The following is a 26272-nucleotide window of genomic DNA, read 5'->3' as shown; positions in this document are numbered from 1 at the left end:
AGTATGAATAACCCTGCGACAGCCCAAGAATCCGGTGTTTCCAGCTCTGCCGCGAAGATGCGTCATGGTGTGCGGCTGCGCCGGATAGTACAGGGAGCATTTTCTGGTGTTGATGACGCCTTGTTTGAAAAGGCCGATGGCGCGGCGACTAATAAAGAGCAGAACGATTGGTTTGAGATAATGCGCCACCTGCGGGTGTCCAGACAGGTTGTGGAGCAGCAGTTGCTGGTGGCAATGGATCAGGAAATTGATCGATTGGCGCTGCAGGGATTGGACTTTGATCAAGCCTCCATCAGCTTTCTGACCGGTGCCTATCATCGGGCTCTCGGGCGTTTGGCGACCACGCCGGTGGTGGGAGAAATGCTGATCCAGGAATTTCGCCGCCGCCTGGAGGCTTCGGGTCCTGTTGCTGGAGCTGACACTGTCACTGGGGCTGGCGCTGAACCGGAATTTGGCCGGTCCGATTTGACTGATGCGGCAGCGGAAGATTTTCACTTCAGGGCCTGGTTGCAGGGGCAGCTAATGCAGGGTGATTGCTCGCTGCCGCGGCTGGGGCAGTTCAATGACTGGCTGCAGGAGCGTCTGCCAGAGGGAATCGACATTCCCGAGGAAGAAGACAATACCTGTCGGGTGGTGGTTGGTCTATCACTGTTGATGGTCGAGGGCAGTCCCAGACCGGAGCTGGCCGAGCGTTGTTTGTGCCGATTGCTGCCAGCAGTTTTGGCCATGGCTCTGGATGATGGGGATTTTTTGAATTCCCGTGAGCACCCGGCACGATTTCTTCTCAATGAGGTCGTGGCCGGTTGTGCCACGGCTGATGATCCCGAGGTTTTTGCATCCGAGGTGATGTCTCTGGCTGAGGTGATCGAGGCGGGCTTGGGTGACTCCTCCGAGTCGGCGGCGGCTATTTTTCAGGTGGCGCTGGAAAATGTACGGCAGTGTGCTCAGCCAGTCGGGCAGAACTTGCAACAACAGCGGTTATGTCAGGTGGAGGGTGACCGGGCCAGAGCCGATCTGGCCAGAGACTATGTGCAGCAGCAGATCGATCTGATGTCAGAGGCTGCGATGGCCGGTGAGGTGCTGCCTGATGTGGTGCAGCAGCTGCTGGAGGGGCCCTGGCTGAATGCGATGTTATTGACCTATTTGCAGCAGGGGGAGGCTTCCGAAGCGTGGCAGGAACAGCGTCAGGTGGTGCGTGATCTGGCTTGGTCTGTGAGTGGCAACTATCAGTCTGTGTCAGAATTATTGGGGACCTTGCCGGGCTTGTTGCAGCGTCTGCGGGCGGGGATTGAGTCTGTTCCCCATGATTTATTCAAGGTCAATGAGTTATTTCGGCAGTTGGAACAGGTGCATCTGGCAGCGATGCAGCCGGGTTCTGTGCGGGCAGAGGCTGAAGTGGTCGCGGTTGCCCGGGGTGTGCCGGTTGCAGAGCCGGTGGATCAGTGGTTGGAGCAGGTTGAGCAACTGCGCCCTGGCTGTTGCTTTGATGTCTCCGCAGACGATGGTGAGTTGCGCTATCGGCTGGCGGCGTTTATCCGGGATGCCGATCGGTTGGTGTTTGTGGATCGCGACGGTGCCAAGGTGGCGGAAATGAGCCGTCGGGCCGTGGCTGATGCGATTCGTGATGAGCGTTTTCGCTTGGTGGCTTCCGATGATTTGTTTGATCAGGCGTTGCAGGCGGTCATCTCGGATCTCAGGAAGGCATGAGGCTTTGGCTCATCTCCTTCACTCCTTTTTGTATCGATTAAATGGATGCTCTAGAATGAAGTTATCGATTTAATCGGAGTTTTCATGAAGTATACCCTGCGCCATCTGGAGGTGTTTCTGGCGGTTGCCCGCGAGCAGAGTATCAGTCGTGCGGCTGAGCAATTGTCCATGTCCCAGTCTGCCACCAGTGCGGCTCTTCAGGAATTTGAGCGACGCTATGATATGCAGTTGTTTGATCGCTCGGCCAAGCGGCTTAAGCTTAATCCTTTGGGCGCAGCGATTCGCACCAAGGCGGAAGGGTTGATGGCGCATGCTCAGGAATTTGATCGCGAGCTGACCCAGCACGAGGAGCAGGGACATTTGCGGGTGGGTGCCAGTCTCACCATTGGCAATTACCTGGCCTATAAATATCTGGCGACCTATGTGCAGCAGCACCCCGCTGCCAAGGTGGCCATCGATGTCTCCAATACCCCGGAAGTAGCCGCAAAGGTGCTGAATTTTGAGGTGGATGTTGGTTTGATTGAGGCCGAGTGGCACCACGACAACCTCAATCTTCAACCTTGGCGGGATGACAGTATGATCGCCTTCTGTGCGCCGGGTCATCCCATGGCGGGCAAGAGTTGCTTGAGTGATCACGACATTCTCGGCTGTCACTGGATTCTGCGCGAGCCGGGGACTGCGCACCGTCAGGCGTTTGATGGTGCCATGCATGATCTCTTATCGGGGCTGGATATAAGACTGGAGCTGACCCATAACGAGGCGATTAAAAATGCGGTGAAATCGGGATTGGGGGTTGGGTGCCTGTCGCGAATTGCCATAGAGGACGAAATCCAGCAGGGGGTGCTGATACCACTGCCATTGAAGTCGCGGGCCATCGATCGGCGCTTCTACATTATTACTCACAGGCAGATGGCGCCGAATCAGGCGGTTGACTGGTGGCTGACGTTGTGTCGAAATGCCGGCCTTTGACCTTTTGGCTGGTTGCAACTGATTTTCAATGGTGCCGTGCACCGGGATTTTTTTGGGTTTGATCGATAGATGTTTGTAGAGCAATTTGCCCCCTGGTTGGTGGCCCTGAATCTGGTCGCCATCGTTTTGCTGCTGGTCTTTACCCGTATTCGCCCCTGGAAAATTTTTATTGCCTCCAGCTGTGTACTGTATATGACCGGGCTGCTGCCTCTGGATAAAACCTTGGCGGGCTTTTCCAATCCGTCGTTGCTGGTACTGGTGTTGTTGTTTTTTGTGTCCATGCCATTGGAACGCACGGCTCTGGTGCGCCGCCTGGTGGCGGCCATCGTCAATGGCTCTGTCCGGTCGTCCACCCTCAAACTCGGCGTGTTGGGTGCGTTGGTGTCTTCAATTGTCAATAATACTGCGGTGGTGGCGGCGCTGTTGGGCCCCCTTAAAAAGCAGCAAAAGATTGCACCTTCAAGGCTGCTGTTGCCGCTGTCCTACGCTTCCATTATTGGCGGAACCCTGACGTTGATCGGTACGTCCACCAATCTGATTGTGAACGGTTTTGTCCAGCAGGCGGGTTATCCGCCGCTGGATTTCTTTGCCTTTTCGATGATTGCTTTGCCAGTGGTGCTGTGTTGTCTGCTGGTGATGGTGGTTATTGCACCCTGGGCGTTGCCGAAGCGGGAAATTCAATTGAACAGGGTGACGCAGGAGTATTTTCTTGAGCGTGAGGTGGTGCCCGGATCGGCGTTGATCGGGCGATCGCTGCAGGAGAATGGTCTGCGTCGGCTGGAGAAAATTTTTCTGGTGGAGGTGATTCGCGGTGAGCGCGTGGTGGCGCCAGTAAGCCCTGAGTTTGTGGTTCAGGCCGGGGATGTGCTGGTGTTTACCGGCGATGTTTCGGCCATAGACTTGTTGGATGAATTCGACGGCTTGGAGTCACCCGAGGCTTTTAATTGGACTGTACGGGACAATGTCCGTGAAGTGATTGTGTCGCCCACGGCCAATGTTGTGGGAAGAACCATCAAAGCGGTGGATTTCAGGGCCAAATTCGATGCCGCAGTGGTGGCGGTTCGACGCGGTAATGAGCGGCTGCAGGGAGGGCTTGGACAGCTGGTGTTAAAGGCGGGGGATGCGCTGGTATTGGCTACAGGTCCGGCGTTTCAGCGGCATAACAAGGCGTCATCCGACTTTATTCCCGTGGGTGGGGTCGATGTCAGTCGCCTGTTGTCGCGGCGTGAAGAGCTGGCGGTCTACGCCGGGTTCGGGTTGATTGTAGCGCTGGGGGCCACCGGCTTTGTGCCTTTGCTCAAGGGGCTGATTGTGCTGGTGGCACTGTTGTTGGCGCTGCGGATTCTGACGGTTGATGACATCAAGGCCCGCTTTCCCTATGAGTTGGTGATTGTGATCACCGGGGCACTGGCTCTGTCTCAGGCCGTTTTTGATAGTGGTTTGAGTGATCTGATTGGCGATTTTGCCGGTGAGTATTTGGGTGGCTATGGGGTTGTCGGGGCGCTGATCGGATTGTTTTTGCTGACCTGGATACTGACCGAGTTGGTGACCAATAATGCCGCGGCTGCCATTATTTTCCCTCTTGCCATGGCGATGTCGTCACAGTGGGGGGGCGATTATATGCCCTTTGTTATGGCGGTGGCGTTTGGTGCCAGTGCCAGCTTTCTCTCTCCCTATGGTTATCAGACCAATCTGATGGTCTACAGTGCGGGTAATTATCGTGTGGTTGATTATGTGCGCTTCGGCTTGCCGGTGCTGTTGGTCTACTGCACGGTTTCTTTACTCATGATTGTGGGTCACTACGGCCTTTGATTTTGTCCTGATTTTTCGATGCTTGATTCCTGAATATTCTGGTTTTTCGAATTTGCCTGTGGGGCTATAATGGCCGCCATTTTCAATGGCAGTAACCGGAATTCGGACACGCTTATGCAAAGTCATCCAGCCCATGGTGGCGCCCTGATTGATCTCTATGCGCAGGGAGACAACCTGCAGCAAGCCAAAGCAAGGGCCAGAGACAATCGCTCCTGGGATTTGACCAACAAACAGATGCTCGACATTGAGTTGTTGCTCAATGGTGGCTTTTCACCTCTGACGGGTTACCTGTCTCAGGCGGATTATGATTCTGTGGTGCAACAGTTGCGCCTGTCTGATGGCACCCTGTGGCCGATGCCGATTAATCTGGATGTAACTCAGGCATTTGCCGATGAGATCGCCGTAGGGGAAGAGATTACCCTGCGTGACCCGGAAGGTGTGGTGATTGCCAATCTCTCGGTAACGGATATCTGGGTGCCGGATCGCGAGCTGGAAGCAAAGCAGGTGTTTGGTACGACCGATGGTTCGCATCCGGGGGCTGATTACCTGATCAATTGCAGCAATCCAGTCTATGTGGGCGGTAGCCTGACTGGTGTGACTCCGCCGCTGCATTATGACTTTGCCCAATACCGCAAAGACCCTCGGGCTATGCGTCAGCATTTTGCCGATCTTGGATGGGATAAGGTCATTGCCTTTCAGACCCGAAACCCCATTCACAAAGCCCATGTGATCATGATGAAGCGCCTGATGGGTGCCGAGCAGGCCAACTTGGTGATTCATACGGCCGTGGGTAAGACCAAGCCGGGTGATATCGATCATTATTGCCGGGTGCGCTGTTATGAAAAGATCCTGCCGTACTTTCCTGATGGTATGGCCGAGGTGGAAATCCTGCCGTTGGCCATGCGCATGGGAGGGCCTCGCGAAGCTCTGTGGCAGGCCATCATCCGACAAAACTATGGGTTCAGCCATTTTATTGTGGGCCGTGATCACGCAGGGCCTGGCCGCAACAATCTCGGTGGTTTGTTTTATGGGGCGACTGAGGCTCAGGAGTTCGTCAGCAATTACCAGGATGAGCTTGGCATCCGCATTCTCAAGGCGCCCTTTCTGCGTTATGTGGCAGACCGGGGAGAGTTCGTAGAGGAGTCGCAGCTGCTGTCAGGAGAGGCGGGGCTGTATATTAGTGGCGCGGAGCTTAAACAGTTACTGGTTGAGGGGAAGGACGTGCCTCAGTGGTTTGCCTATCCGCAAGTGGTGGAAGAGTTGAACCGAACCATGCCGCCGCGTCACAAGCAGGGCTTTACCCTGTTTTTTACCGGGTTGTCCGGATCCGGCAAGTCAACGCTTGCCAATGGGGTTATGGTAAAATTGCGCGAGTTGGGCAGTCGCAAAGTGTCGCTGCTCGATGGCGATGTGGTGCGCAAAAACCTGTCCAGTGAATTGACCTTTTCCAAAGAGCACCGCGATCTCAATATTCAGCGTATTGGTTATGTGGCCAGTGAAATTACCCGCAATGGTGGTGTGGCAGTCTGTGCACCCATTGCCCCCTATGCTGAAACCCGCCGGACGGTGCGGAACATGATTGAGGAAGAGGGGGTGTTTGTCGAAGTTCACGTGGCAACCCCGCTTGAGGTGTGTGAAGCGCGGGATCGCAAAGGTCTTTATGCCATGGCGCGTGCCGGAAAAATCAAGGGTTTTACCGGTATCGATGATCCCTATGACGTGCCGGAACACCCGGAAATGAGGATTGATACCTCACAGTTTTCAATGACCGATGCCGTATCACAGGTGATTAACCGCCTGCGTGATATGGGGTTGCTTGAGACATCTGAAACATCAGATTAAAACGTTTTTATTTTTAAAGTTAAACATTAACAGGTTGTAACAATGGACAAGAAAACTCTGACGCACTTGAAGTTGCTGGAAGCTGAAAGTATCCAGATCTTCCGCGAAGTGGCCGCCGAATTTGAAAATCCGGTGATGCTGTATTCAGTAGGTAAAGACTCTTCGGTGCTGCTGCACGTGGCGCGCAAGGCTTTTCACCCCGGTAAGATTCCCTTCCCCATGCTGCACGTGGACACCACCTGGAAATTCCGCGAGATGATTGAATTTCGCGATCGTATTGCCAAGGAATACGGTTTTGATCTGTTGACCCATACCAACCCGGAAGGTCTGGCTATGGGTGTTGGTCCGTTTACTCACGGCTCGGCCAAGCACACCGATATCATGAAAACCCAGGCTCTGAAGCAGGCGCTGGATCACTACAAGTTTGATGCGGCCTTTGGTGGTGCACGTCGCGATGAGGAAAAGTCTCGCGCCAAAGAGCGCGTATATTCTTTCCGTGATAAAAATCATCGTTGGGATCCGAAGAATCAGCGCCCGGAGCTTTGGAATATCTACAACAGCGCGGTGGATCCCGGTGAGAGCATTCGCGTATTCCCTCTGTCCAACTGGACCGAGCTGGACATCTGGCAGTACATCTTTATGGAAAATATTGAGATCCCGGATCTGTACTTTGCCAAAGAGCGCCCGGTAGTAGAGAAAGACGGTGTGCTGATTATGGTGGACGACGATCGTATGCCGCTGGATGAAGGCGAAGAGCCGGAAATGAAAATGGTGCGTTTCCGTACTCTGGGTTGCTACCCCTTGACCGGAGCGGTTGAGTCCGAGGCCGCGACGCTGCCTGAGATTATCCAGGAAATGCTGCTGACCAAAACCTCCGAGCGTCAGGGTCGTGTGATCGACAGCGATTCCGCCGGCTCCATGGAGAAGAAAAAGATGGAAGGTTACTTCTAAACAGCCTGAATAATGGCTTGTGTTTAAGCCAAGCTGTACAGCTCCGCTGTCATCCTGAACGCAGTGAAGGATCTTAGAGATTCTTCCTCCCGTTGGTCGTCAGAATGACAGGTCTGGAGCCTAACTGAACGAATACAAAGAGAAAGACCATGATCGAATCAAACGCTTTACTCGAAGAAGATATCCTGGGTTACCTGGATCAACACGAGAACAAAGAACTGCTGCGTTTTCTGACCTGCGGCAGTGTTGACGACGGTAAGTCCACCCTGATTGGCCGTCTGTTGCACGACTCCAAGATGATCTTTGAAGATCACCTTTCAGCCATCAAAAACGACTCGAAAAAATTCAATACCACCGACGAAGAATTTGATCTGGCGTTATTGGTGGATGGCCTGCAGTCCGAGCGTGAGCAGGGCATTACCATTGATGTGGCCTATCGCTACTTCACCACGGATAAGCGCAAGTTCATTATTGCCGACACCCCGGGGCACGAGCAGTACACCCGCAACATGGCGACCGGTGCGTCTACCTGTGATCTGGCGATTGTGATGGTGGATGCCCGTCATGGCATGATGACTCAGACCCGTCGCCACAGCTTTATTGCCTCCCTGCTGGGTATCAAGCACGTGGTGGTGGCCATCAATAAAATGGATCTGGTGGATTTCTCCGAGGATCGTTACAACGAAATCGTTGCCGATTACAAAGAGTTCGCCAAGAGCCTGAATATTCCGGATATCCAGTTTGCCCCGATCTCTGCACTGCGCGGTGATAACGTCGTCAACAAGTCGGAGAATACGCCCTGGTATCAAGGCAAAACCCTGATGGAGACTTTGGAGACCATCGAAATTTCCAAGGATCGCAATCTGGAAGATTTCCGTCTGCCCGTGCAGTACGTGATTCGCCCGAACCTCGATTTCCGTGGTTTCGCCGGAACCATCGCCTCGGGCACCATCAAGCCGGGCGACGCGGTTGTGTCACTGCCTTCCGGTAAAACCAGTAAAGTAAAAAGCATTTCCACCTTTAATGGCGATCTGCCCGAAGCCAGTGCCCAGATGGCAGTAACACTGACACTGGAAGATGAAATTGATGTGTCTCGTGGCGATATGCTGGTCAAGCAAGAAAATCTGCCCAGTGTCAGTAATGGTGTCAAAGCGCACGTTATCTGGATGGCAGAAGAGCAGCTGAAACTGCACAAGCAATACGCGGTGAAATTTGTCAGTAAGAAGTCATTGGGCAATGTGGTGGCGATTGAGCACAAGATTGATGTCAATACCATGGCCACCAGCGCTGCTGATACGCTTGAGCTGAATGAAATCGGTTTGTGCGATTTGAGTTTTGAGACGCCGGTTATCTTCGATAAGTACAATGACAATCGTGTCACCGGTGCCTTTATCATTATCGACCGAATCACCAACGGTACAGTGGGTGCCGGTATGATTGTCGATGACCTGGATCTGGCTGGTTTTGATACCAATATTTCCAATGCGGATCTGAAGCAAGAGTTGCGCAATAAATTGCAAAGCCTGTCTGAAGGTCTGGACGATCTGAGTGAGCCGCAGTTGATTGCACTCTACAAGCTGTTGAATCAAGCCTGACTCTGATTTCTTTGTGTTCGTATCGAACGTCATTCCCGGTTAACGGGGATGACGTTTTTTGTTTTTTGTGGGTGATTTTTATGGCGGATTTTGATGTCTTTAATGGCGATGCCGATGGCATCTGTTCACTGCTGCAGTTGCGCTTGGCGGAGCCTCGTGAAGCGACCTTGATTACAGGGGTAAAGCGCGATATTGCTCTGTTACAACAGGTGCAGGCGGGTTCCGGTGATCGGGTGACAGCGCTGGATATTTCCATGGATAAAAACAGTGCTGATCTGCAGCGCTTGTTGAATGAGGGAGCCGATGTTCTCTATGTGGATCATCACTATCCCGGTGACATTCCCGAATCAGAGCAGCTGATGGCGATCATCAACGAAGCCGCTGATACCTGCACCAGTATGCTGGTGAATAAGCACCTGAAGGGAGCCTACAGTCGCTGGGCTGTTGTCGGCGCCTTTGGTGACAACCTGAAAACCAGCGCTACCGCTCTGGCAAAGCCCCTCAATCTCAGTCCGTCGGAGCTCGAGCAGCTGGAGAATCTGGGCATTTATATCAATTACAATGGCTACGGTTCCGATTTGGCGGATTTGCATTTTGCGCCAGCGGATCTGTTCCGCGCCTTGCTGGCCTACAGTAACCCGTTGGATTTTGTGACTGATGGTAATGACGATTTTGCCAAACTTGAAGCCGGTTATAACACCGATATGGCCAACGCTGCGAGTCTCACCCCGGAGGTGGCTACGGATATCAGCGCGGTGTACATGTTGCCCGACCAGCCCTGGGCCAGACGTGTGAGCGGTGTATTTGGCAATGATCTGGCCAATAAATTTCCGGACCGGGCTCACAGTGTGGTAACGGCTAAAGCCAACGGTAATTATCTGGTGAGTGTGCGTGCGCCTTTGAGTAATAAATCCGGCGCGGTGGATTTGTGTCGCCAGTTTGCGACAGGTGGCGGTCGAGCCGCGGCCGCCGGTATTAATGATTTGCCAGCCGATCAGCTGGATGATTTTATTGCCGCGCTTGATGCGCAATATCGCCAGTAATAGCGTTTCAAAAGATCGTTTGTGAGAGTGTTATGAATCAGGCCAATACATCTGAAAATTTCTCTGTGGCATTACCGTCGTGGCGACAGGAACTCTATGAAGAGCTGCATGCCCGTCCTTTTCCTTTTATTCAGGGGGATGCCCAGGTCAGCCAGCTTGCCTGTCGACATGACATTGGTGGCGGTGAGTTGGCACGGCAACATCTGAGTGTGCTATGTCAGCGCTATGAATTACCTCTGCCGGAAGAGGATGCCTCCTGTCTTTACGTAAAGACCGATGACTTTGAATTGCGCTGGGAAATGCATACCGAGTTTTGCTCATACACCTTTATTGGCAGCAGGATTGAAGCGGTGCCTTTTGCCAAAACAGCGATTGAGTTGTTGCCGGCGGAGTGGTTGAGAGGCATCCCGGGTGAGGTGGTCAGTGCGGCTCATGTCAGTGTGATGGCGATGCCCGATGAGTTGGATAGTCTGGATATTCTGCGACAACACTTTGAGGAGCAGCGTCTGATTGGCAGTCGCATCGGCGATGACCGTGCCCACATCTGGACCAGTTTTCTGGCCAAGCAAGATGGTTTCTCCCGCTTTCTGATCCACAATAAGTCGCTTAATAAGTGTGAAATGGGGCGCTTGGTTCAGCGTTTATTGGAGATTGAAACCTATCGCTTGTTTTCGCTGTTGAGTTTGCCTTTGGCAAAAGAGTCACTGCCACAAATCAATCGCATGGATGAAGCCCTGTGCGAAGCCGTTAAAGATGTGTCCAGTATCAATGGCCACGCGGAAGAAAAGGCCCTGTTGCAGAAGTTGACCGACTTTTCCACAGAGATTGAATCCCTGAGGGCGCGAATCAACTTCCGTTCCAATGCCACTCAGGCCTATGCCCGGTTGGTAAAAAAGCGTATTGATGAATTGGCCGAGGTGCGTCATCCCGGTTTGCAGTCGCTGGATGATTTTCTTGGTCGCCGGTTTGCGCCGGCGGTGCGCACCATTGCCGGAATGTCCAAGCGGCTGGACGATCTGTCGACCCGTATTGATCGCGCCACCGATCTGATTCGCACCCGGGTGGATCTGGAGATTGAACATCAGAACCAAAAATTGCTGTCGTCGCTGAATGAGCGGGGACGGCGTCAGTACCGTCTGCAGAAAACCGTTGAGGGGTTGTCGGTGGTGGCCATCAGCTACTACCTGGTGGAGCTGATCAAATTGACTGTGCCGGGCAGCCGCTGGCTGGGTCTGGATGTCAATCCCGATGATGTGGCGGTATTTACTGTGCCTCTGATTCTGACGGTGATGATTCTGGTGTCTCGCAGTATTCGCAACAGGATGGACTGAACCCTGAAACTCCCAACCCTGGATACAGTCTGTTACCCTTGTGTCCAGTGATCACTGGTTTTAAATGTTATGACTCTGCTCTTTCTGTATCTTGCTGTCGCCATTGGCGTTTCTTTTCTGTGCTCCATTTTGGAGGCAGTGTTGCTGTCGATAACACCCAGCTATGTGCAGCAGGTGCAGGCCAAGCGGCCCCGGGCCGGCAAGCAGCTGGCAGCGGTAAAAGACAATCTGGATGAGTCGCTATCGAGCATTCTGATTCTCAATACCTTTGCCCACACCATGGGCGCAGCCGGTGTTGGTTCGCAGGCGTTGCAGGTGTTTGGGGAAGAGTGGGAAACACTGATTGCGGTGTTGCTGACTCTGGCCATTCTGTATTTTTCCGAAATCATACCCAAGACTCTCGGTGCCACCTTCTGGAAGCAGCTGGCCGTGCCCTCTTCTTTTATCATTGGCTGGTTGGTAAAGCTGGTCTATCCGCTGGTGTGGATCTCCACTCGCCTGACCCGCTTGTTCAGCTCCGGTAAAGGCAATGAAATTACCCGTGAGGAAATCATTGCTTTGGCGTCACTCGGTCATAAGGGAGGCGCACTGGTGCAACAGGAAAATGAGTACCTCTCAAATTTGCTGCAATTGCGAGAAATCAGAACGGAGCAAATTCATACCCCGCGTACGGTCGTGCACATGCTGCAGGAAAATATCACGGTCAAAGAGGCGCTGGATCACCCCCGTACCAGTCAGTTCAGTCGCATCCCCATTTACAGTCAGGGGGTCGATTATGTGCAAAACAAGGTGATCAAAACCGATTTGTTCGAGGCGGAGAGAAACGGCCAGGGGGATGAAGAAATTCGTCAGTTTGCCCAGCCGCTTGTCCGGGTGTCTGAAAAGTTGCCGGTACAGGGGTTGCTGAATCGCTTTATCAAGCAGAAAGAGCACCTGTTTCTGGTGGAGGATGAATTCGGCCAAACCTCCGGAGTGGTGTCACTGGAAGACGCCATTGAAACCCTGCTCGGACGTGAAATCGTCGATGAGCATGATCAAGTGGTGGACCTGCAGGCGCTGGCCAAAGATCGCTATCGTGACCGCTTGCGTGAGGCGCAGCAGGACGATGACGGCAAAGGCGACACCTGACCGATTGCCAATAAGCACAGGCGCTTTGCGGGGTTTTCCGTTATAGTTCCGGAAACACTCCTGGTTTAAAAACCTGATTTATAAAGAGGCTACCTTGGCCAAGCGCACCCCCTCCAAACGCACTCCGGGCAAGCATGATCCCTATCAGCAGCGGGAAGCGGAGAAATACGAAAACCCCATTCCCAGTCGCGAGTACATTCTGGAAGTACTGGCTCAGTCCCCGGGACCTATGACCCACGAAGCACTGTGCGACGTGTTGGCGTTGACGGATGACGATTCCATCGAGGCGCTGCGGCGACGTCTGATTGCCATGTCCCGCGATGGTCAGTTGATCAGCAATCGCAAACGCGGTTTTGGTTTGATCGACAAGATGGATCTGATTCGCGGTCGGATTCAGGGGCACAAGGACGGGTTTGGTTTTCTGATTCCCTTTGATGGCGGTGATGATCTGTATCTGTCGTTTCGGCAAATGCGCAAGGTGTTTGACGGCGATGAGGTGCTGGTACGCAAGATGGGGCGCGATGTGCGCGGTCGTCGAGAAGCCCATATTGTGGAAGTGCTGGCGCATAACACCAATCAGATTGTCGGGCGGCTGTTTCTGGAAAATGGCATCTACTTTGTGCGGCCGGATAATCCCCGTTTGACCCACGATGTGATTTTGCAAAAAGAAGACATTGGTGGCGCCAGTAAAGGCCAGTTTGTGGTGGCTGAAGTAACCCAACAGCCGGGGCGCAATAATCTGCCCACGGGCAAGGTCATGGATGTACTGGGCGATCATATGGCGCCGGGGATGGAGATTGATGTGGCCATCCGCGCGCACGGCATTCCCCACTTGTGGCCCAGTGATGTGCAGGCCGAAGCCGAGCAGCTGCCCGCCGAGGTGGCGAACAAGGACAAGTCCAAGCGCGTGGACCTGCGCCATCTGCCCTTTGTTACCATCGATGGTGAAGATGCGCGGGATTTTGACGATGCGGTTTACTGTGAGACTAAAAAGTCCGGTGGCTGGCGCCTCTATGTCGCCATCGCCGATGTTTCCCACTACGTGGGGGTTGGTTCGGCGCTGGATCGCGAAGCACAGGTGCGGGGTAACTCGGTGTACTTCCCGGACTTTGTGGTCCCCATGCTGCCAGAAGCTCTGTCCAATGGCCTGTGTTCACTGAATCCGCAGGTTGATCGCCTGTGTATGGTGTGTGAGATGACTATTTCCGAGGCCGGGCGGGTCAGTGGTTACAAGTTCTACGAAGGGGTGATTCACTCTCATGCGCGTCTGACCTATACCACTGTGGGCCAGATGCTGGAGCAGAAGGCTGATAAAAACAGCGGTGTGCGCAAGGCGCATCACGCGCTGGTGCCGCACATAGATGAGTTGCACAATCTGTATGGTGCATTGAGGGCGGCCAGAACCGAGCGCGGCGCGATTGATTTTGAAACGGTTGAAACCCGTATCCTGTTCGATGAGCAACGAAAGATTTCCCGGATTGTGCCCACCATTCGCAATGACGCTCACAAATTAATTGAAGAGTGTATGTTATGTGCCAATGTGTGCGCGGCACGCTTTTTGGAGCGGCACGAACTGCCCTCCCTCTACCGGGTCCACGAAGGCCCCCGCAGTGAGCGTCTGGAAAATTTACGTGAATTTCTGGGTGAGTTGGGTATGGGCATCCGCGGTGGTGATAATCCCAAGCCGTCCGATTATCAGACGTTGTTGCAATCATTGGGTGACAGGCCCGATAAAAACCTGATTCAGACCGTGATGCTGCGCAGCCTCAGTCAGGCGGTGTATCAGCCAGACAATAAGGGCCATTTCGGTCTGGGGTATACGGCCTATGCCCACTTTACCTCGCCCATTCGTCGCTACCCGGATTTGTTGGTGCATCGGGCGATTCGTCATGTAATTCGATCGCGAAAAGAAAGTTCTTCTGTCGTGAAACGTGCGATTCGCTCTGTGGTTAGCCCTGGTAAGGACAGCACAGTACAGCGGGTTAAAGGTGCCGGTGTTATTGCCAAAGCAAAAATCTATCCCTATGAAATGGCGGATATTCTGGCGCTGGGTGAGCAGAGTTCATTAACCGAACGCCGCGCCGACGAGGCCACCCGTGATGTAGTGAGCTGGCTCAAGTGCGAATATTTGCAGGATCATGTAGGCGATGAGTTTGCGGGCATGATCAGTGCGGTGACTAGCTTCGGCCTGTTTGTGGAGTTGAAAGATCTCTACGTCGAGGGGCTTATCCATATCACCAACTTGCCGCATGACTATTACCACTATGACGAGGCACATCATCGCTTGATTGGCGAACGCACTCGGCGGATGTTCCGTCTCGGTGATGAGCTGAAAGTGAGGGTGGCGCGGGTTGATCTGGATGATCGCAAGGTGGATTTTGAATTTATTGAACAGACGTCTTCTTCAAAATCGCGAAAAAAGGTCAGTCCTGCGGCACGCATGATGGCCGAAGAGGCCGGTGCCAAAACCAGGGGTAAGAAACCTGCCAAGGGGCCTCGCTCGGTTAAGGCTGGTAATAAAACGGCCAAGGCCATTAAAGGTAGCCTGTCCAAGTCGAAAACGGCTTCGGCCAACAAGAAGCGCAAGCCCAAGCCCAAGAGCTCAAACGGCAGCGGTTTAAGACGTAAATCCAAGCGTTAAAGTATTACATTATTGAATCTGTCATCTCGACGCGCAGCGGAGAGATCTCTCACAGTCGTCCGAGATGACTTCTGTGCGGTATGCTCGAGATGATATTGGAAGTTGTTATGGCAAAACTCGAAACCGTTTTTGGCCTGCACTCGGTGCAGGCCATTCTTAAAAGTGCGCCCCAGCGCGTCAATGAAATTCTGGTGCTGGAAGGTCGGCAGGATCAGCGTCTCAATAAAATTTTGGGCGCGGCCAAAACCAACGATATCAGAGTCAGACAGGCGCGACGCAAAGAACTGGATAAGTTGGTCAAAGAGGAAAATCATCAGGGTGTGGTGGCCTTCTGTTTTCCCGGTGAGGTGCACGACGAGCGCTTCCTGTTGTCCTTGATTGAAAAACTGGATGAGGCGCCCTTTTTGCTGGTGCTGGATGGTGTGACCGATCCCCATAATCTCGGTGCCTGTTTGCGTACGGCCGATGCCGCGGGCGTACATGCGGTGATCGCGCCCAAGGATAACTCCGCGAGTCTGACCGCGGTGGCACGTAAAGTGGCCTGTGGAGCTGCTGAGGTGCTGCCATACGTTCCTGTCACCAATCTGGCCCGAACCCTGAAGAAATTGCAGGAATTGGGTGTTTGGGTGATTGGCACCGCCGGAGAATCCGATGGCTCGGTGTATCAGGCGGATTTGAAAGGGCCTTTGGCATTGGTGATGGGGGCGGAAGGTTCCGGCATGCGCCGTCTCACTCGCGAGTGTTGCGACAGTCTGATTCATATCCCCATGGCGGGCGAGGTGAGCAGTCTTAATGTCTCTGTGGCCACCGGTGTGTGCCTGTACGAGGCCCTGAGGCAACGAGCAGAGAGTTAGTTTCAGGCAGATCCATCCGATGCCGCGGCAATCCCGTAATCCTTTACAACGACTGAATTGTTTACGGGGTTGCCAGAATGCGCTTGTTTTTATTGTTGTTTGTTTTTTCTCTTCTGCTTGGCTGCAGTCACCAGTCCATTGATGACTATCAGAATGGCCAGCCACCCTTTGTTCTGCAGGATTATTTCAATGGCCGGCTGTCGGCCCATGGGATTGTTAAAAACCGTTTCGGTAAGGTGATCAGGACCTTCAATGCCGAGCTCAATGGGCAGTGGCAGGCGGGTTCGGACGGTACCTCTGAGGGACTGTTGAAAGAAGTGTTCCGGTTCGATGATGGTGAGGTGCAGTTGCGTGATTGGCAAATGATTGCCACCGACCAATCGTCTGTTTTTGTAGGACGTGCCGGAGATGTGGTGGGCGATGCCCGTTTGCGTACCGCCGGCAACGCCCTGTTTATTGAATACACCTTGAGAATCCCTTATCAGGGCCGCAGTATCGATGTGTTTGTAGATGATCGCATGTATCGGGTTTCCGATTCGGTGGTGATCAACGAGTCGCGCCTCAGTAAATGGGGGATCGACGTTGGTGAGGTGGTGTTGACCATCATTAAGCACGAAGATTGATGGAGGATTTGGCAATGCTGAATATGGATTTCGCCAAAACCGTGGTGGTGGAGACCGCTGCTCAGGAGTGGTCTGCGAGCCCTATGCCGAAAGTGTTACGCAAGCCCCTTGCCCGGGAAGACGCTGAGCGAGGTCATGCAACCAGTGTGGTGTGCTATGAGCCAGGCGCGTCCTTCTATTCGCACAATCACCCTGGCGGGGAAGAAATACTGGTGCTCGATGGGGTGTTTTCCGATGAGACAGGTGATTTTGGCGAGGCAACCTATTTTCGCAACCCCCCGGGTTTTGTCCATGCGCCTTTCAGCCGCCATGGTTGCCTGATCTTCGTCAAATTGCATCAGTTTGCCGAGGGAGATCTGACTCGGGTCGCAATCAAAACCGATCAGCAGAAATTTTTACCTGAAGTCGATGGCATCGAAAAGTTGCCACTGCATGAGTTTGGTTCTGAGCAGGTCAGCCTGATCAAAGTGAAATCCGGGACACAAGTGGTTATCGAAGACAGCAGGGGTGTTGAACTGTTTTTACTGCGAGGTGCTTTGAGGGTAGCAGGGGTGGCGTCAGATCTCAGGCTTTTTGGTTGGTTGCGCACGCCACAAAAAATTGTGGCGCACGCCAACCAGGATACCCTGTTGTGGTTAAAAACCGGGCATTTGGGAGCCGTTCAGGACTGAATGCTCCCGGTTGCGGTTAAAAGTTATAACTGAACTCCATGGAGACACTTCTCGGTCTTTCGTAGATGCCATAGTAGGCCACGCCGGTATCACCGGTGAGTGTTTCAGACAGCGGCAGTGCGGTTGACTGGGTCAGAACTCTCTCGTCAGTCAGGTTGTTGCCAATCAGGGCCAGCTCCCAACTGTCGTCGCTGCTGGCCAGTGAAATGCGAGCGCCCACTTTGACGTAGCTGTCCTGCAGGGAGTTTGGATCCAGCGTGCTGCTGGCGTAGTAGTCATCACTGTAGTCCAGATTCAGACCCCAGTACATCATGCCCCAGTCGCCCACGCTGTGGCTGTAATCCAGACTGAGGTTGGCGGCGAACTCCGGAGTATTGGCCGCACGCTCGCCGTCGAAATTACACAGTCCGGCAGAGGAGTTGCTCGGTGTCTGGGTGGCGGCTACAGCCGGCGCACACTCGGCGACATCATAGTCCTGATACTCGTAATCCAGATAGGCTACCGAGGCACTCAGTAGCAGGTCTTCCATCAACAGGAAGCGGCCATCGATTTCGACACCCTGAATGATGGCTTCGGCGGCATTTTGCACATTGAAACCCACGGAGCCATCAAACTGGGTGATTTGCAGGTCTTCGTAGGTGGTGTGGAAGATGGCGGCGTTGATTTCGCCACGCTCGAAACGGAATTTGCCACCCAGTTCATAACTGCTGGCCTGTTCGTCTTCAAATTCAAAGGTGCCGGGTGAAGCGGGTGCACCGGGGAGGTTGTTGGAACGCATATCAAAACCGCCCGCTTTGCTGCCCTCGGTGTACGACAGATAAAACATGGTGTCGTCGCTCCAGTCGTATTGAAGGTTAACCAGAGGATCGAACTGGCTTTCGTTGCGCGTATCCTCAATGCTGTGGCCATAGATACCCAGCACGGCCAGAGTAGCGTCAAAGCCGGCCTGTCCGCCCAATGTGGCGGAGCCATCATTGATCAGGGTGCGGCTGCCGTCTTTTTCTTCATCGCTGTAGCGGCCGCCGGCGGTCAGGGTGAGCTGATCGGTGATGCGCCAGTTGAACTGGGCAAAAGCAGACCAGACTTCCGAATCCTGCTCGAAGGTTTTACTGGCAACGCCATTAACCGCGGTGGCCAATGCGCCCCCGCCGGCTGTCAGCAGGGTGTCGCCAAAGAACAGGTTGTCAAACACATCGGATTTGCTGTCCTGATAATAGAGGCCGGCGATGTAGTCAAAGTTGCCATCTGCAGGAGAGGCAATGCGGAATTCCTGACTGAACTGTTTGAAGTCTTCACCCTGATTGGTGCCATTGAACACGTCCAGATCGGTGTAGTCGACATCAATCAGTTCACGGGTGGTGAACTCCACGCTGGCCGTAGTTGAGGTCAGGGTGTAATCGCCCAAGTCGTAGTCAATGTTCAGTACCAGATTGTTGACCTGATTGTCGCTTTCCTGACCGTTGTCCTGACGTTTGTAATCTTTGCGGGTGTCCACATCGGCAAAATCCGGTACCAGAGAATAGGTGCCGACCGGTGTGTGATTCTCCATGGAGCGACCTGCGGTATCGAACTCGGCGGTTTCCGCTTTCAGGGTGATGCTCAGGTTGTCATCGTTTTCCCATAGCAGGGTACCGCGAGCGTAGGTCTCCTGAGTGTTGGGTTCTTCCCTTTTCAGACTGGTGTTGGTCATCCAACCGTCCATGTCGCGGTAGGACAGCACCAGGCGGCCGGCCATTTGCTCGGAAAGGGGGCCGGACACGATGGCGACGGTTTTGCTTTCGTCGTGCTCGAATTCGTACAGGGTTGAAATGGAGGCTTCAAATTCCCGTGTCGGTTTGGCGGACGTCAGGCTGATGGCGCCGGCAATGGCGTTTTTGCCAAACAGGGTTGGCTGTGGTCCCCGCAGTACTTCCACTCGCTCAAGATCAACCAGTGGCAGGCGGATTAACTGGCCTCGACCGTAGTAAACCTCGTCAACGTACATGGCGACCGATTGCTCGAAACCTTTGTTGGAGCCGGAATAGACACCGCGCATACCGATCTGGTTGGTAATGCCGGTTTTGGTGATTTGCAGGTTCGGTATGGAGCCGGACAGGTCGCCCAGAGAGCTGATGTTGTAACTCTCCAGTTTTTCGCCGCTGACGGCGTTAATGGAAATGGGGACGTCCTGCAGCCCCTCGGCGCGCTTTTGGGCTGTGACGATGATTTCTTCCAGCATCAGGTTCTCTGCGGCCTGCAGTGAGGGTGTGCTCAGTGTCAGGCTGGTCAGGGCAATGGCAGAAGCCAGAGATTTTCTTTTAAGTCTCATAGTGATATCTCCCTTCTTGTTTTCTTATATTTAGTAATTCTTATTGTTAGAGACCGTATGAATATATATAGTCTCATAACGATAGTAAAATAATTTCACGATTTTTATTTTCTATACAATTCCCTGTTAAGTATTTTTTGCTCTATAAGGCTGTGTAATCATCTGCCTGAAAGTGGGTGTCGTACTTGCAGTGGATGGCAAGTGTTCAATAAAAGGAGGTCGCGCAGATTCAATGGCAAATAAAAAACGTTCGATAATTTTTCTGGGGACAACCCTGCTGGTAGGGGTGTTGCTGGCGCTGGCTGGCAGTTGGCAGGGGATTGATTTTCAAGGGGTTCCCCTGTTCGCCTTGTGTGTGTTGCTGGCGTTTGCCATGCAGTGGCTGATGTTTGTTCCGGCCTATATCTGGCAAACCGAGCGCTACTATGATTTGACCGGTAGTCTGACTTACCTCAGTGTTATGGCTCTGGCGCTTTGGGGATCCGGCAAAACCGATCCTGTCAGTATTTTACTGGCGGTGCTGGTTGGGGTTTGGGCTCTGCGTCTGGGGAGTTTTTTGTTTGTAAGGATTCTGCAAGACGGCTCAGATCACCGATTTGATGCCATCAAACCGAACTTTCTGCGCTTTTTTGCCGCCTGGACAATTCAGGGGTTGTGGGTCTCTTTTACCAGTGCGGCGGCGCTGGCGGCGATTACTTCTACGGCCGAATCCGATCTGGGTTTGGCGGGCTGGATCGGTCTGATCATCTGGGTGTTGGGTTTTGCTTTGGAGGTGGTGGCGGATCGGCAAAAACGTCAGTTCAGGGCCAATCCGGAGAATGCAGGACAGTTTATCCAGACGGGGCTCTGGTCTGTATCCCGTCACCCCAACTATTTCGGTGAGATTCTGCTGTGGGTCGGTGTGGCGATCATTGCGGCGCCCATGTTGTCGGGTTGGCAGTACCTGTGTTTGATCAGCCCGTTGTTTGTTACGTTGCTGTTAACCCGGGTCAGCGGTATTCCCATGCTGGAGGCTACCGCCGATGAGCGCTGGCAGGGTCAACCCGAGTATGAGGATTACAAGGCGCGTACTCCGGTATTGATTCCCCGCTTTTGATATCAGAGTGTACTCTTGGTCATGGCACCGGATCTCACCAGATCCTGTGGCCAGGGCTTTTCGTGACAGTGTGCGCATACCACCTGTTGGCGCAGAGGTTTGCCGCACTGCTTGTGAAACATGTTCGGTGGCGGCAGGGGTTCTTTGACACCATCAACAATCCATTGGCGCAGAGCTAGTACAAAATTATTGGTGCTGCGGCCTTTTGCCGTGAGTTTGTATTTGTGGCGAGTTCGGCCTTCGGCGCAATCCACGCGCTCCATCATGCCGTCGGCGATCAGGGATTTAAGCCGGCTGTTGAGTATGCCCGGCGCTATATTGAGCATTTTCTGAAAATCGTCAAAGCGGGTAATTCCCAGAAAGCCGGCAATCAACAGCAGCAGGCTCCAACGGTCACCGATCAGTTCTGCCACACTGCTACCGGATTTTGAGGCTCTTGAGCGTTTTGGTGAGGATGAACTGCTCAGGTTTTTCAACTCTTCGACACCTTCCGAGCGGACCTGCCATTGGATGTCGTCGGCGGTTACAGGCTGGTGGCAGTGTTCGCACACGGACAGGGCGATAAACTCGTGGTGACAAGTTGTGTGAACCAGGGGCGGGTGTTTTTCGGTGTCGTTCGGTTGCCACTGGGTTTCCAGTTGCGAGGCAATCAATGAGGCACCAAACAGACCCATGCCTCTGGGGGTTAGATTGTATTCGGCGTGCTTGGTGTCGCGGATTGGGCGTTTATAAAGAACGTCATAGTCGATCAGATCTTGCAGGCGACGGGTCAGGGTTGCTCTGCTGATGCCGGTGTTTTTTCGAAATTGTTCAAAGCGGTTACAGCCATAGAAAGCTTCACGCAATATCATCAGCGACCAGCGGTCGCCGACAATATCAAGCCCCTCTACGATTTTACTGAGCAGTCGCGCTTCGGTCGTTTCCATGGGGCAAGTCTAACAGGCTTTTTCAATCAGTCGCGATTGTCTCGTGGCTTTCTGGGTTTTGCGGATTTCGGTTTGCCGGATTTCGGCTTGCTGCCACGCTCTTTTCTGGAGGACTTGCCTGAATCATCCGCTCTGGAAATATTGATCTTCTGATTGCGGATGTAGACCTTCTTCAAATAACCCAGCAGTTCATCGGGCATACCTTCTGGCAGGTCCACGGTGCTGTGACTGTCGTGAATTTTGATGTGGCCGATGAACTGGCTGTCGATGTCGGCTTCGTTGGCGATGGCGCCGACGATGTCGCCCGGACGAACCTGATGTTCGTAGCCCACTTCAATGCGGAAGGTCTCCATGCCCACTTCGGGCTTACCGCCGTCTTTGTGGTGCTTGCGTTCTTTGCGAGGTTTTTTCTCTTTGCGGCCTGCTGCGTAATCGTCACGACTGGGGCGAGGGCCACGCTCACGATCTTCCCGCTCAGGACGGAATTTCTCTTCCTTGATGTTTTTTGGATCCAGCAGAGGCTTATCGCCCTGGGCCATGGCCGCCAGAGCTGCAGCAATATCCAGTGGGTCACCCTGACTTTCCTCGCTGTAATCGAGAATCAGATCGCGGAAAAATGCCAGATCTTCATTGGCAATGGTGTCGTTGATCTGGCGCTTGAAATCATCGATACGCTTGTTGGCCACCTGAACTTTGGATGGCAATTCCAGCTGGGTGATGGGTTGCTGGGTGGCGCGTTCAATGGTGCGCAGCATGCGTTTTTCGCGAGGCGCAACAAACAGGATGGCTTTACCGCTGCGGCCAGCTCGGCCGGTACGACCAATGCGGTGGACGTAAGCTTCGGTATCGTAGGGGATGTCATAATTGACGACGTGGCTGACGCGGGCAACGTCGATGCCGCGTGCGGCGACATCAGTGGCGACAATGATGTCCAATTTGCCGTTTTTCAGACGTTCAATGGCGCGCTCGCGCAGCTGTTGGCTCATGTCACCATTAAGGGCAGCGGCGGAATAGCCTCGCGCTTCCAGTTTTTCGGCCAGCTCAGCGGTGGCGGTTTTGGTGCGCACAAACATAATGATGGCGTCGAATTCTTCCACTTCCAGAATTCGGGTCAGGGCGTCGAGTTTGTTGACGCCGCGAACCAGCCAGTAGAGTTGTTCGATCTTATCAACGGTCTGGGTCTGGGCTTCGATTTTGATGACTGCCGGATCGTTGAGGTAGGTGTCCGCCACGCGGCGGATTTCCTTGGGCATGGTGGCTGAGAACAGGGCGACCTGACGCTCTTCCGGGGTTTGATCCAGAATCCAGGTGACGTCGTCGATAAAGCCCATGCGCAGCATTTCGTCGGCTTCATCCAGAACCACGCTTTGTAGATGGTCCAGTTTCAGGGTGCCGCGCTTGAGGTGATCCATCACTCGGCCTGGTGTGCCGACAACCACCTGGGCGCCACGTTGCAGGCCGCGAATCTGGCTGCGGTAATCGGAGCCGCCGTAAACTGGCAGTACATGGAAACCCTTGAGTTTGCTGGCGTAACTTTGGAACGCCTCGGCGACCTGAATCGCCAGTTCGCGTGTGGGTGCCAGAATCAGGGCCTGGGTTTTATTGAGTTTGGGGTCGATATTGGTCAGTAGTGGCAGGGCAAAGGCCGCGGTTTTACCGGTGCCGGTTTGTGCCATACCGAGGATGTCTTCACCCTTGAGCAGGTGAGGAATACTTTCTGCCTGAATCGGCGATGGGGTTTCGTAGCCAACGGCTTCAATGGCTTGCAATACGGGTTCCGCCAAGCCGAGATCGGCAAAGCGTACGGAATCATTGGACATGAGTGTGCCTATAGATAGTGGGAGGTATGGCATTCACCTTCCCAATTGTCCGCTTCACAAGCGGATCTTCTATAGGTGCTGGCCAATCTCCAGAATATTCATCTCGCCAGGTCATAATAGCCCTGATCAGAGGGGGTGCGGACTATACACGCATTGTGGTTAAAAGGGCAGCAATATTTTTGGTTGTTGGCTGTTCCAGAGTCAGAAAATAACGCTCAAATTTCTGGCTGAATAGTGTACAATTCGCCCCCTGAAAATTTATTAGTTTTTAACCATAGGGTTTTTCCATGTTTGATAAATCTATCACCATCGCAGACTTTGATCCGGAACTGTGGGCGTCGATCCAGCACGAAGAGGTTCGTCAGGAAGAGCACATTGAGCTGATTGCCTCTGAAAACTACACCAGCCCTATGGTTATGGTGGCTCAGGGCACCAAGCTGACCAACAAATACGCCGAAGGTTACCCGCACAAGCGTTACTACGGTGGTTGTGAGTACGTGGATACCGCTGAAGAGTTGGCCATTGAGCGCGCCAAAGAGCTGTTCGGTGCCGACTACGCCAACGTTCAGCCGCACTCCGGTTCTCAGGCTAATGCCGCGGTTTATCAAGCGCTGTGCAAGCCCGGTGACACCGTTCTGGGTATGAGTCTGGCCCACGGTGGTCACCTGACGCACGGTGCCTCGGTAAACTTCTCGGGCAAAACCTACAACGCTATCCAGTATGGCCTGAATCCTGAGACTGGCGAAGTGGATTACGACGAAGTGGAGCGCCTGGCCGTTGAGCACAAGCCCACCATGATCGTTGCCGGTTTCTCTGCCTACTCTCAAATCATGGACTGGAACCGCTTCCGCGAGATCGCTGACAAGGTTGGCGCCTACCTGTTTGTGGACATGGCTCACGTTGCAGGTCTGGTTGCTGCCGGTGTTTACCCAAGCCCGATCCAGATTGCTGACGTTGTTACCTCTACCACTCACAAGACTCTGCGTGGTCCTCGTGGCGGTATTATCCTGGCCAAGGCCAATGAAGAGATTGAGAAGAAGTTGAATTCTGCGGTATTCCCGGGTGGTCAGGGTGGTCCCTTGATGCACGTGATTGCAGCCAAGGCGGTATCTTTTAAAGAAGCCATGTCTGATGATTACAAAGAGTATCAAAAGCAGGTTGTTGCCAACGCCAAAGCCATGGCTGCTACCTTTATTGAGCGCGGTATCAAGATCGTTTCCGGTGGTACTGAAAACCACTTGATGCTGGTTGATCTGATTGGCAAAGAGTACACCGGTAAAGACGCCGATGCGGCTCTGGGTGCGGCCAATATCACCGTGAACAAGAACTCGGTACCTAATGATCCTCGTTCTCCGTTCGTGACCTCTGGTCTGCGCGTTGGTACTCCAGCCATTACCACTCGCGGTTTTGGCATTGAGGAAACCGTTGAATTGACCAATTGGATGTGTGACGTGCTGGAAAGTCTGGAAAACGGTACTTCCGAGCAGGTAATTGCTGAGGTTAAAGACAAGGTTCTGGCTCTGTGTAAGCGTTTCCCGGTTTACGGATGATGGCTTCCCCCTGATCCTGTCAGTCTTTGAAAAACCACCCAATTAGGGTGGTTTTTTTTGTCTGAATGATTGTTGAGCTGAATCATTTTTATATCTGCAAGCCGGTATATACTGGTGCTGTGGAATTTCCGAGGGATAGGAGATGCAGTTTTCCAGATGGGTGTTGGCGTTTCTATTGGCGGTCTTGATGTGTGCCGCAGTGGTGTTTTTGTCCTGGTATGTCAATTACCAGCGGGTGCACGCCACTTCCAATAACTTTGCCCTGATACGAGGGCAATCCTTGTTTCATCTTGTGCAAACGGTTCGTGCCTGGAATGCCGGTCATGGCGGCGTGTATGTGCCGGAGACCGACACCACGCCTTCTAACCCCTACCTCAATGTACCCGACAGGGACGTGTCTGATTCTTTGGGCCGGCAACTGACAAAGGTCAATCCGGCCTACATGACCCGGCAAATATCCGATCTTCTTAAAGGCAGTGGGGTTGAATCAAGCCTTATCAGCCTGAAGCCCATCAATCCCGTCAACCGCCCCGATGATTGGGAGCGTAAGGCTCTGGAGCAGTTTGAGGTGGGCCAGCTGGATGAGTTGCTCGAAGTGGTTGAAGGCCATTATCGCTACATCGCACCGCTCTATATCAAGGACAGTTGTCTGCAGTGTCATGGTGCATTGGGTTATCAATTAGGGGACGTTCGAGGCGGTTTGTCCTTTAAATTCCCGGTATCCCATTCAACTCAATTGATTGAGAAGCAGATACACGGTGCCACCCAATTTCATCTGTTGGTGTTTCTGGTTCTGCTGGGGTTGGCAATAGCGTTGTTTTTGAGTGTCTGGCTGCTGAAAAACCAGTTGCAGGTCAGCCAGGAGCGCCGCCAGTTGCTTGAGCAGGAAGTTAAAGTCGATGGCTTGACGGGGATGTTGAATCACAATGCCATTGTCTCGACACTGGATAATGAGCTCAAGCGGGCGCAGAGGGCGCAGCATAAATTATCGGTCATGATGATTGATCTCGATTTCTTTAAGCGGGTTAACGATACCTATGGTCATCAGGCCGGTGATGAGGTGCTCAGGTCCGTTGCCGACTGTATCAGTGTGCACTTGCGGGAAATTGACGCTCTGGGCCGCTATGGCGGAGAGGAGTTTATGGCCGTGTTGCCCGATGCCAAGCTCAAAAATGCGGTCAAGGTGGCCGAGCGTATCCGCCGCGAGATCGAAGAGTGCGATTTTGCCATTGCCAGCACAGGTGATCGAGAAAGTCTGTCCGTAACCGCCAGTTTTGGTGTGGCGGAATTGCAACTGGCGGGTTGTGAGACCGCAGAGGCGATCATCGCCATAGCCGATCGGGCGCTCTATTTTGCTAAGGAAAATGGCCGCAATCGGGTGGCGACCCAGGCTGATGTAATGTGA

General features: G+C 53.4%; 19 protein-coding genes. 16 read left to right on the top strand and 3 right to left on the bottom strand.

All coding sequences use genetic code 11. The features are described 5' to 3' along the window. The first annotated feature begins 3 nt into the window (after nucleotides 1–3). The 13 genes from ACPXV9_RS12390 (at nucleotide 4) to ACPXV9_RS12330 (ending at nucleotide 17167) form a co-directional block, all read left to right on the top strand. On the top strand, nucleotides 4–1707 hold the full coding sequence (locus tag ACPXV9_RS12390; RefSeq protein ID WP_423897539.1) for a DUF1631 family protein: 1704 nt from the start codon (nucleotides 4–6) through the stop codon (nucleotides 1705–1707). Nucleotides 1708–1791: 84 nt separating this feature from the next. Next, a complete protein-coding gene (locus ACPXV9_RS12385; protein WP_423897537.1) occupies nucleotides 1792–2676 on the top strand; it encodes a LysR substrate-binding domain-containing protein in 885 nt (294 codons plus the stop codon). Nucleotides 2677–2745: 69 nt separating this feature from the next. Further along, nucleotides 2746–4488 (top strand): SLC13 family permease, encoded by a 1743-nt coding sequence (locus ACPXV9_RS12380; RefSeq protein ID WP_423897535.1) that lies wholly within the window; start codon nucleotides 2746–2748, stop codon nucleotides 4486–4488. Nucleotides 4489–4602: 114 nt separating this feature from the next. Next, a complete protein-coding gene (locus ACPXV9_RS12375) occupies nucleotides 4603–6330 on the top strand; it encodes a bifunctional sulfate adenylyltransferase/adenylylsulfate kinase (RefSeq protein WP_423897533.1) in 1728 nt (575 codons plus the stop codon). A gap of 42 nt (nucleotides 6331–6372) precedes the next feature. Further along, nucleotides 6373–7281, top strand: a complete 909-nt coding sequence (gene cysD / locus ACPXV9_RS12370) for a sulfate adenylyltransferase subunit CysD (protein ID WP_423897530.1) — start codon at nucleotides 6373–6375, stop codon at nucleotides 7279–7281. A gap of 149 nt (nucleotides 7282–7430) precedes the next feature. Further along, nucleotides 7431–8876 carry a sulfate adenylyltransferase subunit CysN gene (gene cysN, locus ACPXV9_RS12365; protein WP_423897529.1) on the top strand — a complete coding sequence of 482 codons (1446 nt, stop codon included), beginning with the start codon at nucleotides 7431–7433 and terminating at the stop codon, nucleotides 8874–8876. A gap of 80 nt (nucleotides 8877–8956) precedes the next feature. Continuing rightward, nucleotides 8957–9919 carry a DHH family phosphoesterase gene (locus tag ACPXV9_RS12360; RefSeq protein WP_423897528.1) on the top strand — a complete coding sequence of 321 codons (963 nt, stop codon included), beginning with the start codon at nucleotides 8957–8959 and terminating at the stop codon, nucleotides 9917–9919. Between the two features lie 32 nt (nucleotides 9920–9951). Continuing rightward, nucleotides 9952–11250 (top strand): DUF3422 family protein, encoded by a 1299-nt coding sequence (locus tag ACPXV9_RS12355; protein ID WP_423897525.1) that lies wholly within the window; start codon nucleotides 9952–9954, stop codon nucleotides 11248–11250. A 69-nt stretch (nucleotides 11251–11319) separates the two neighbouring features. Beyond that, entirely contained in the window at nucleotides 11320–12378 is a 1059-nt protein-coding gene (locus tag ACPXV9_RS12350; RefSeq protein ID WP_423897523.1) for a CNNM domain-containing protein, read from the top strand. Between the two features lie 94 nt (nucleotides 12379–12472). Then, entirely contained in the window at nucleotides 12473–15019 is a 2547-nt protein-coding gene (rnr, locus tag ACPXV9_RS12345; protein ID WP_423897521.1) for a ribonuclease R, read from the top strand. 107 nt (nucleotides 15020–15126) lie between these two features. Continuing rightward, the gene (gene rlmB, locus ACPXV9_RS12340) at nucleotides 15127–15873 is read left to right on the top strand and encodes a 23S rRNA (guanosine(2251)-2'-O)-methyltransferase RlmB (RefSeq protein ID WP_423897519.1); all 747 of its coding nucleotides are present in this window, start codon (nucleotides 15127–15129) and stop codon (nucleotides 15871–15873) included. A 77-nt stretch (nucleotides 15874–15950) separates the two neighbouring features. Beyond that, nucleotides 15951–16496, top strand: coding sequence for a DUF3833 family protein (locus ACPXV9_RS12335; protein ID WP_423897517.1), 546 nt, complete (start codon nucleotides 15951–15953; stop codon nucleotides 16494–16496). Between the two features lie 14 nt (nucleotides 16497–16510). Then, nucleotides 16511–17167 (top strand): cupin domain-containing protein, encoded by a 657-nt coding sequence (locus tag ACPXV9_RS12330; protein ID WP_423897515.1) that lies wholly within the window; start codon nucleotides 16511–16513, stop codon nucleotides 17165–17167. A 16-nt stretch (nucleotides 17168–17183) separates the two neighbouring features. On the opposite strand, the gene ACPXV9_RS12325 is transcribed toward ACPXV9_RS12330, so the two are convergent. Next, complete coding sequence (locus ACPXV9_RS12325; RefSeq protein WP_423897513.1) at nucleotides 17184–19475, bottom strand: TonB-dependent receptor; 2292 nt, start codon at nucleotides 19473–19475, stop codon at nucleotides 17184–17186. Nucleotides 19476–19707: 232 nt separating this feature from the next. Between ACPXV9_RS12325 and ACPXV9_RS12320 the strand changes: the two genes are divergently transcribed. After that, on the top strand, nucleotides 19708–20571 hold the full coding sequence (locus tag ACPXV9_RS12320) for a DUF1295 domain-containing protein (protein ID WP_423897510.1): 864 nt from the start codon (nucleotides 19708–19710) through the stop codon (nucleotides 20569–20571). Nucleotides 20572–20573: 2 nt separating this feature from the next. Here ACPXV9_RS12320 and ACPXV9_RS12315 read toward each other — a convergent pair whose 3' ends face one another. Both ACPXV9_RS12315 and ACPXV9_RS12310 read right to left on the bottom strand, forming a co-directional pair. After that, nucleotides 20574–21497, bottom strand: coding sequence for a winged helix-turn-helix transcriptional regulator (locus ACPXV9_RS12315; RefSeq protein WP_423897507.1), 924 nt, complete (start codon nucleotides 21495–21497; stop codon nucleotides 20574–20576). A gap of 26 nt (nucleotides 21498–21523) precedes the next feature. Next, the gene (locus ACPXV9_RS12310) at nucleotides 21524–23317 is read right to left on the bottom strand and encodes a DEAD/DEAH box helicase (protein ID WP_423897504.1); all 1794 of its coding nucleotides are present in this window, start codon (nucleotides 23315–23317) and stop codon (nucleotides 21524–21526) included. A 287-nt stretch (nucleotides 23318–23604) separates the two neighbouring features. Here ACPXV9_RS12310 and glyA point away from each other — a divergent pair, with 287 nt between their 5' ends. Both glyA and ACPXV9_RS12300 read left to right on the top strand, forming a co-directional pair. Then, the gene (gene glyA, locus ACPXV9_RS12305) at nucleotides 23605–24867 is read left to right on the top strand and encodes a serine hydroxymethyltransferase (protein WP_423897501.1); all 1263 of its coding nucleotides are present in this window, start codon (nucleotides 23605–23607) and stop codon (nucleotides 24865–24867) included. A gap of 142 nt (nucleotides 24868–25009) precedes the next feature. Continuing rightward, nucleotides 25010–26272, top strand: coding sequence for a diguanylate cyclase (locus tag ACPXV9_RS12300; RefSeq protein ID WP_423897499.1), 1263 nt, complete (start codon nucleotides 25010–25012; stop codon nucleotides 26270–26272).

It is taken from the genome of Candidatus Pelagadaptatus aseana (assembly GCF_040362265.1).
Taxonomy (GTDB): Bacteria; Pseudomonadota; Gammaproteobacteria; order Pseudomonadales; family Cellvibrionaceae; genus Pelagadaptatus; species Pelagadaptatus aseana.
Note: the sequence above shows the minus strand (reverse complement) of the source record. Positions and strands in the feature narration are given on the sequence as shown.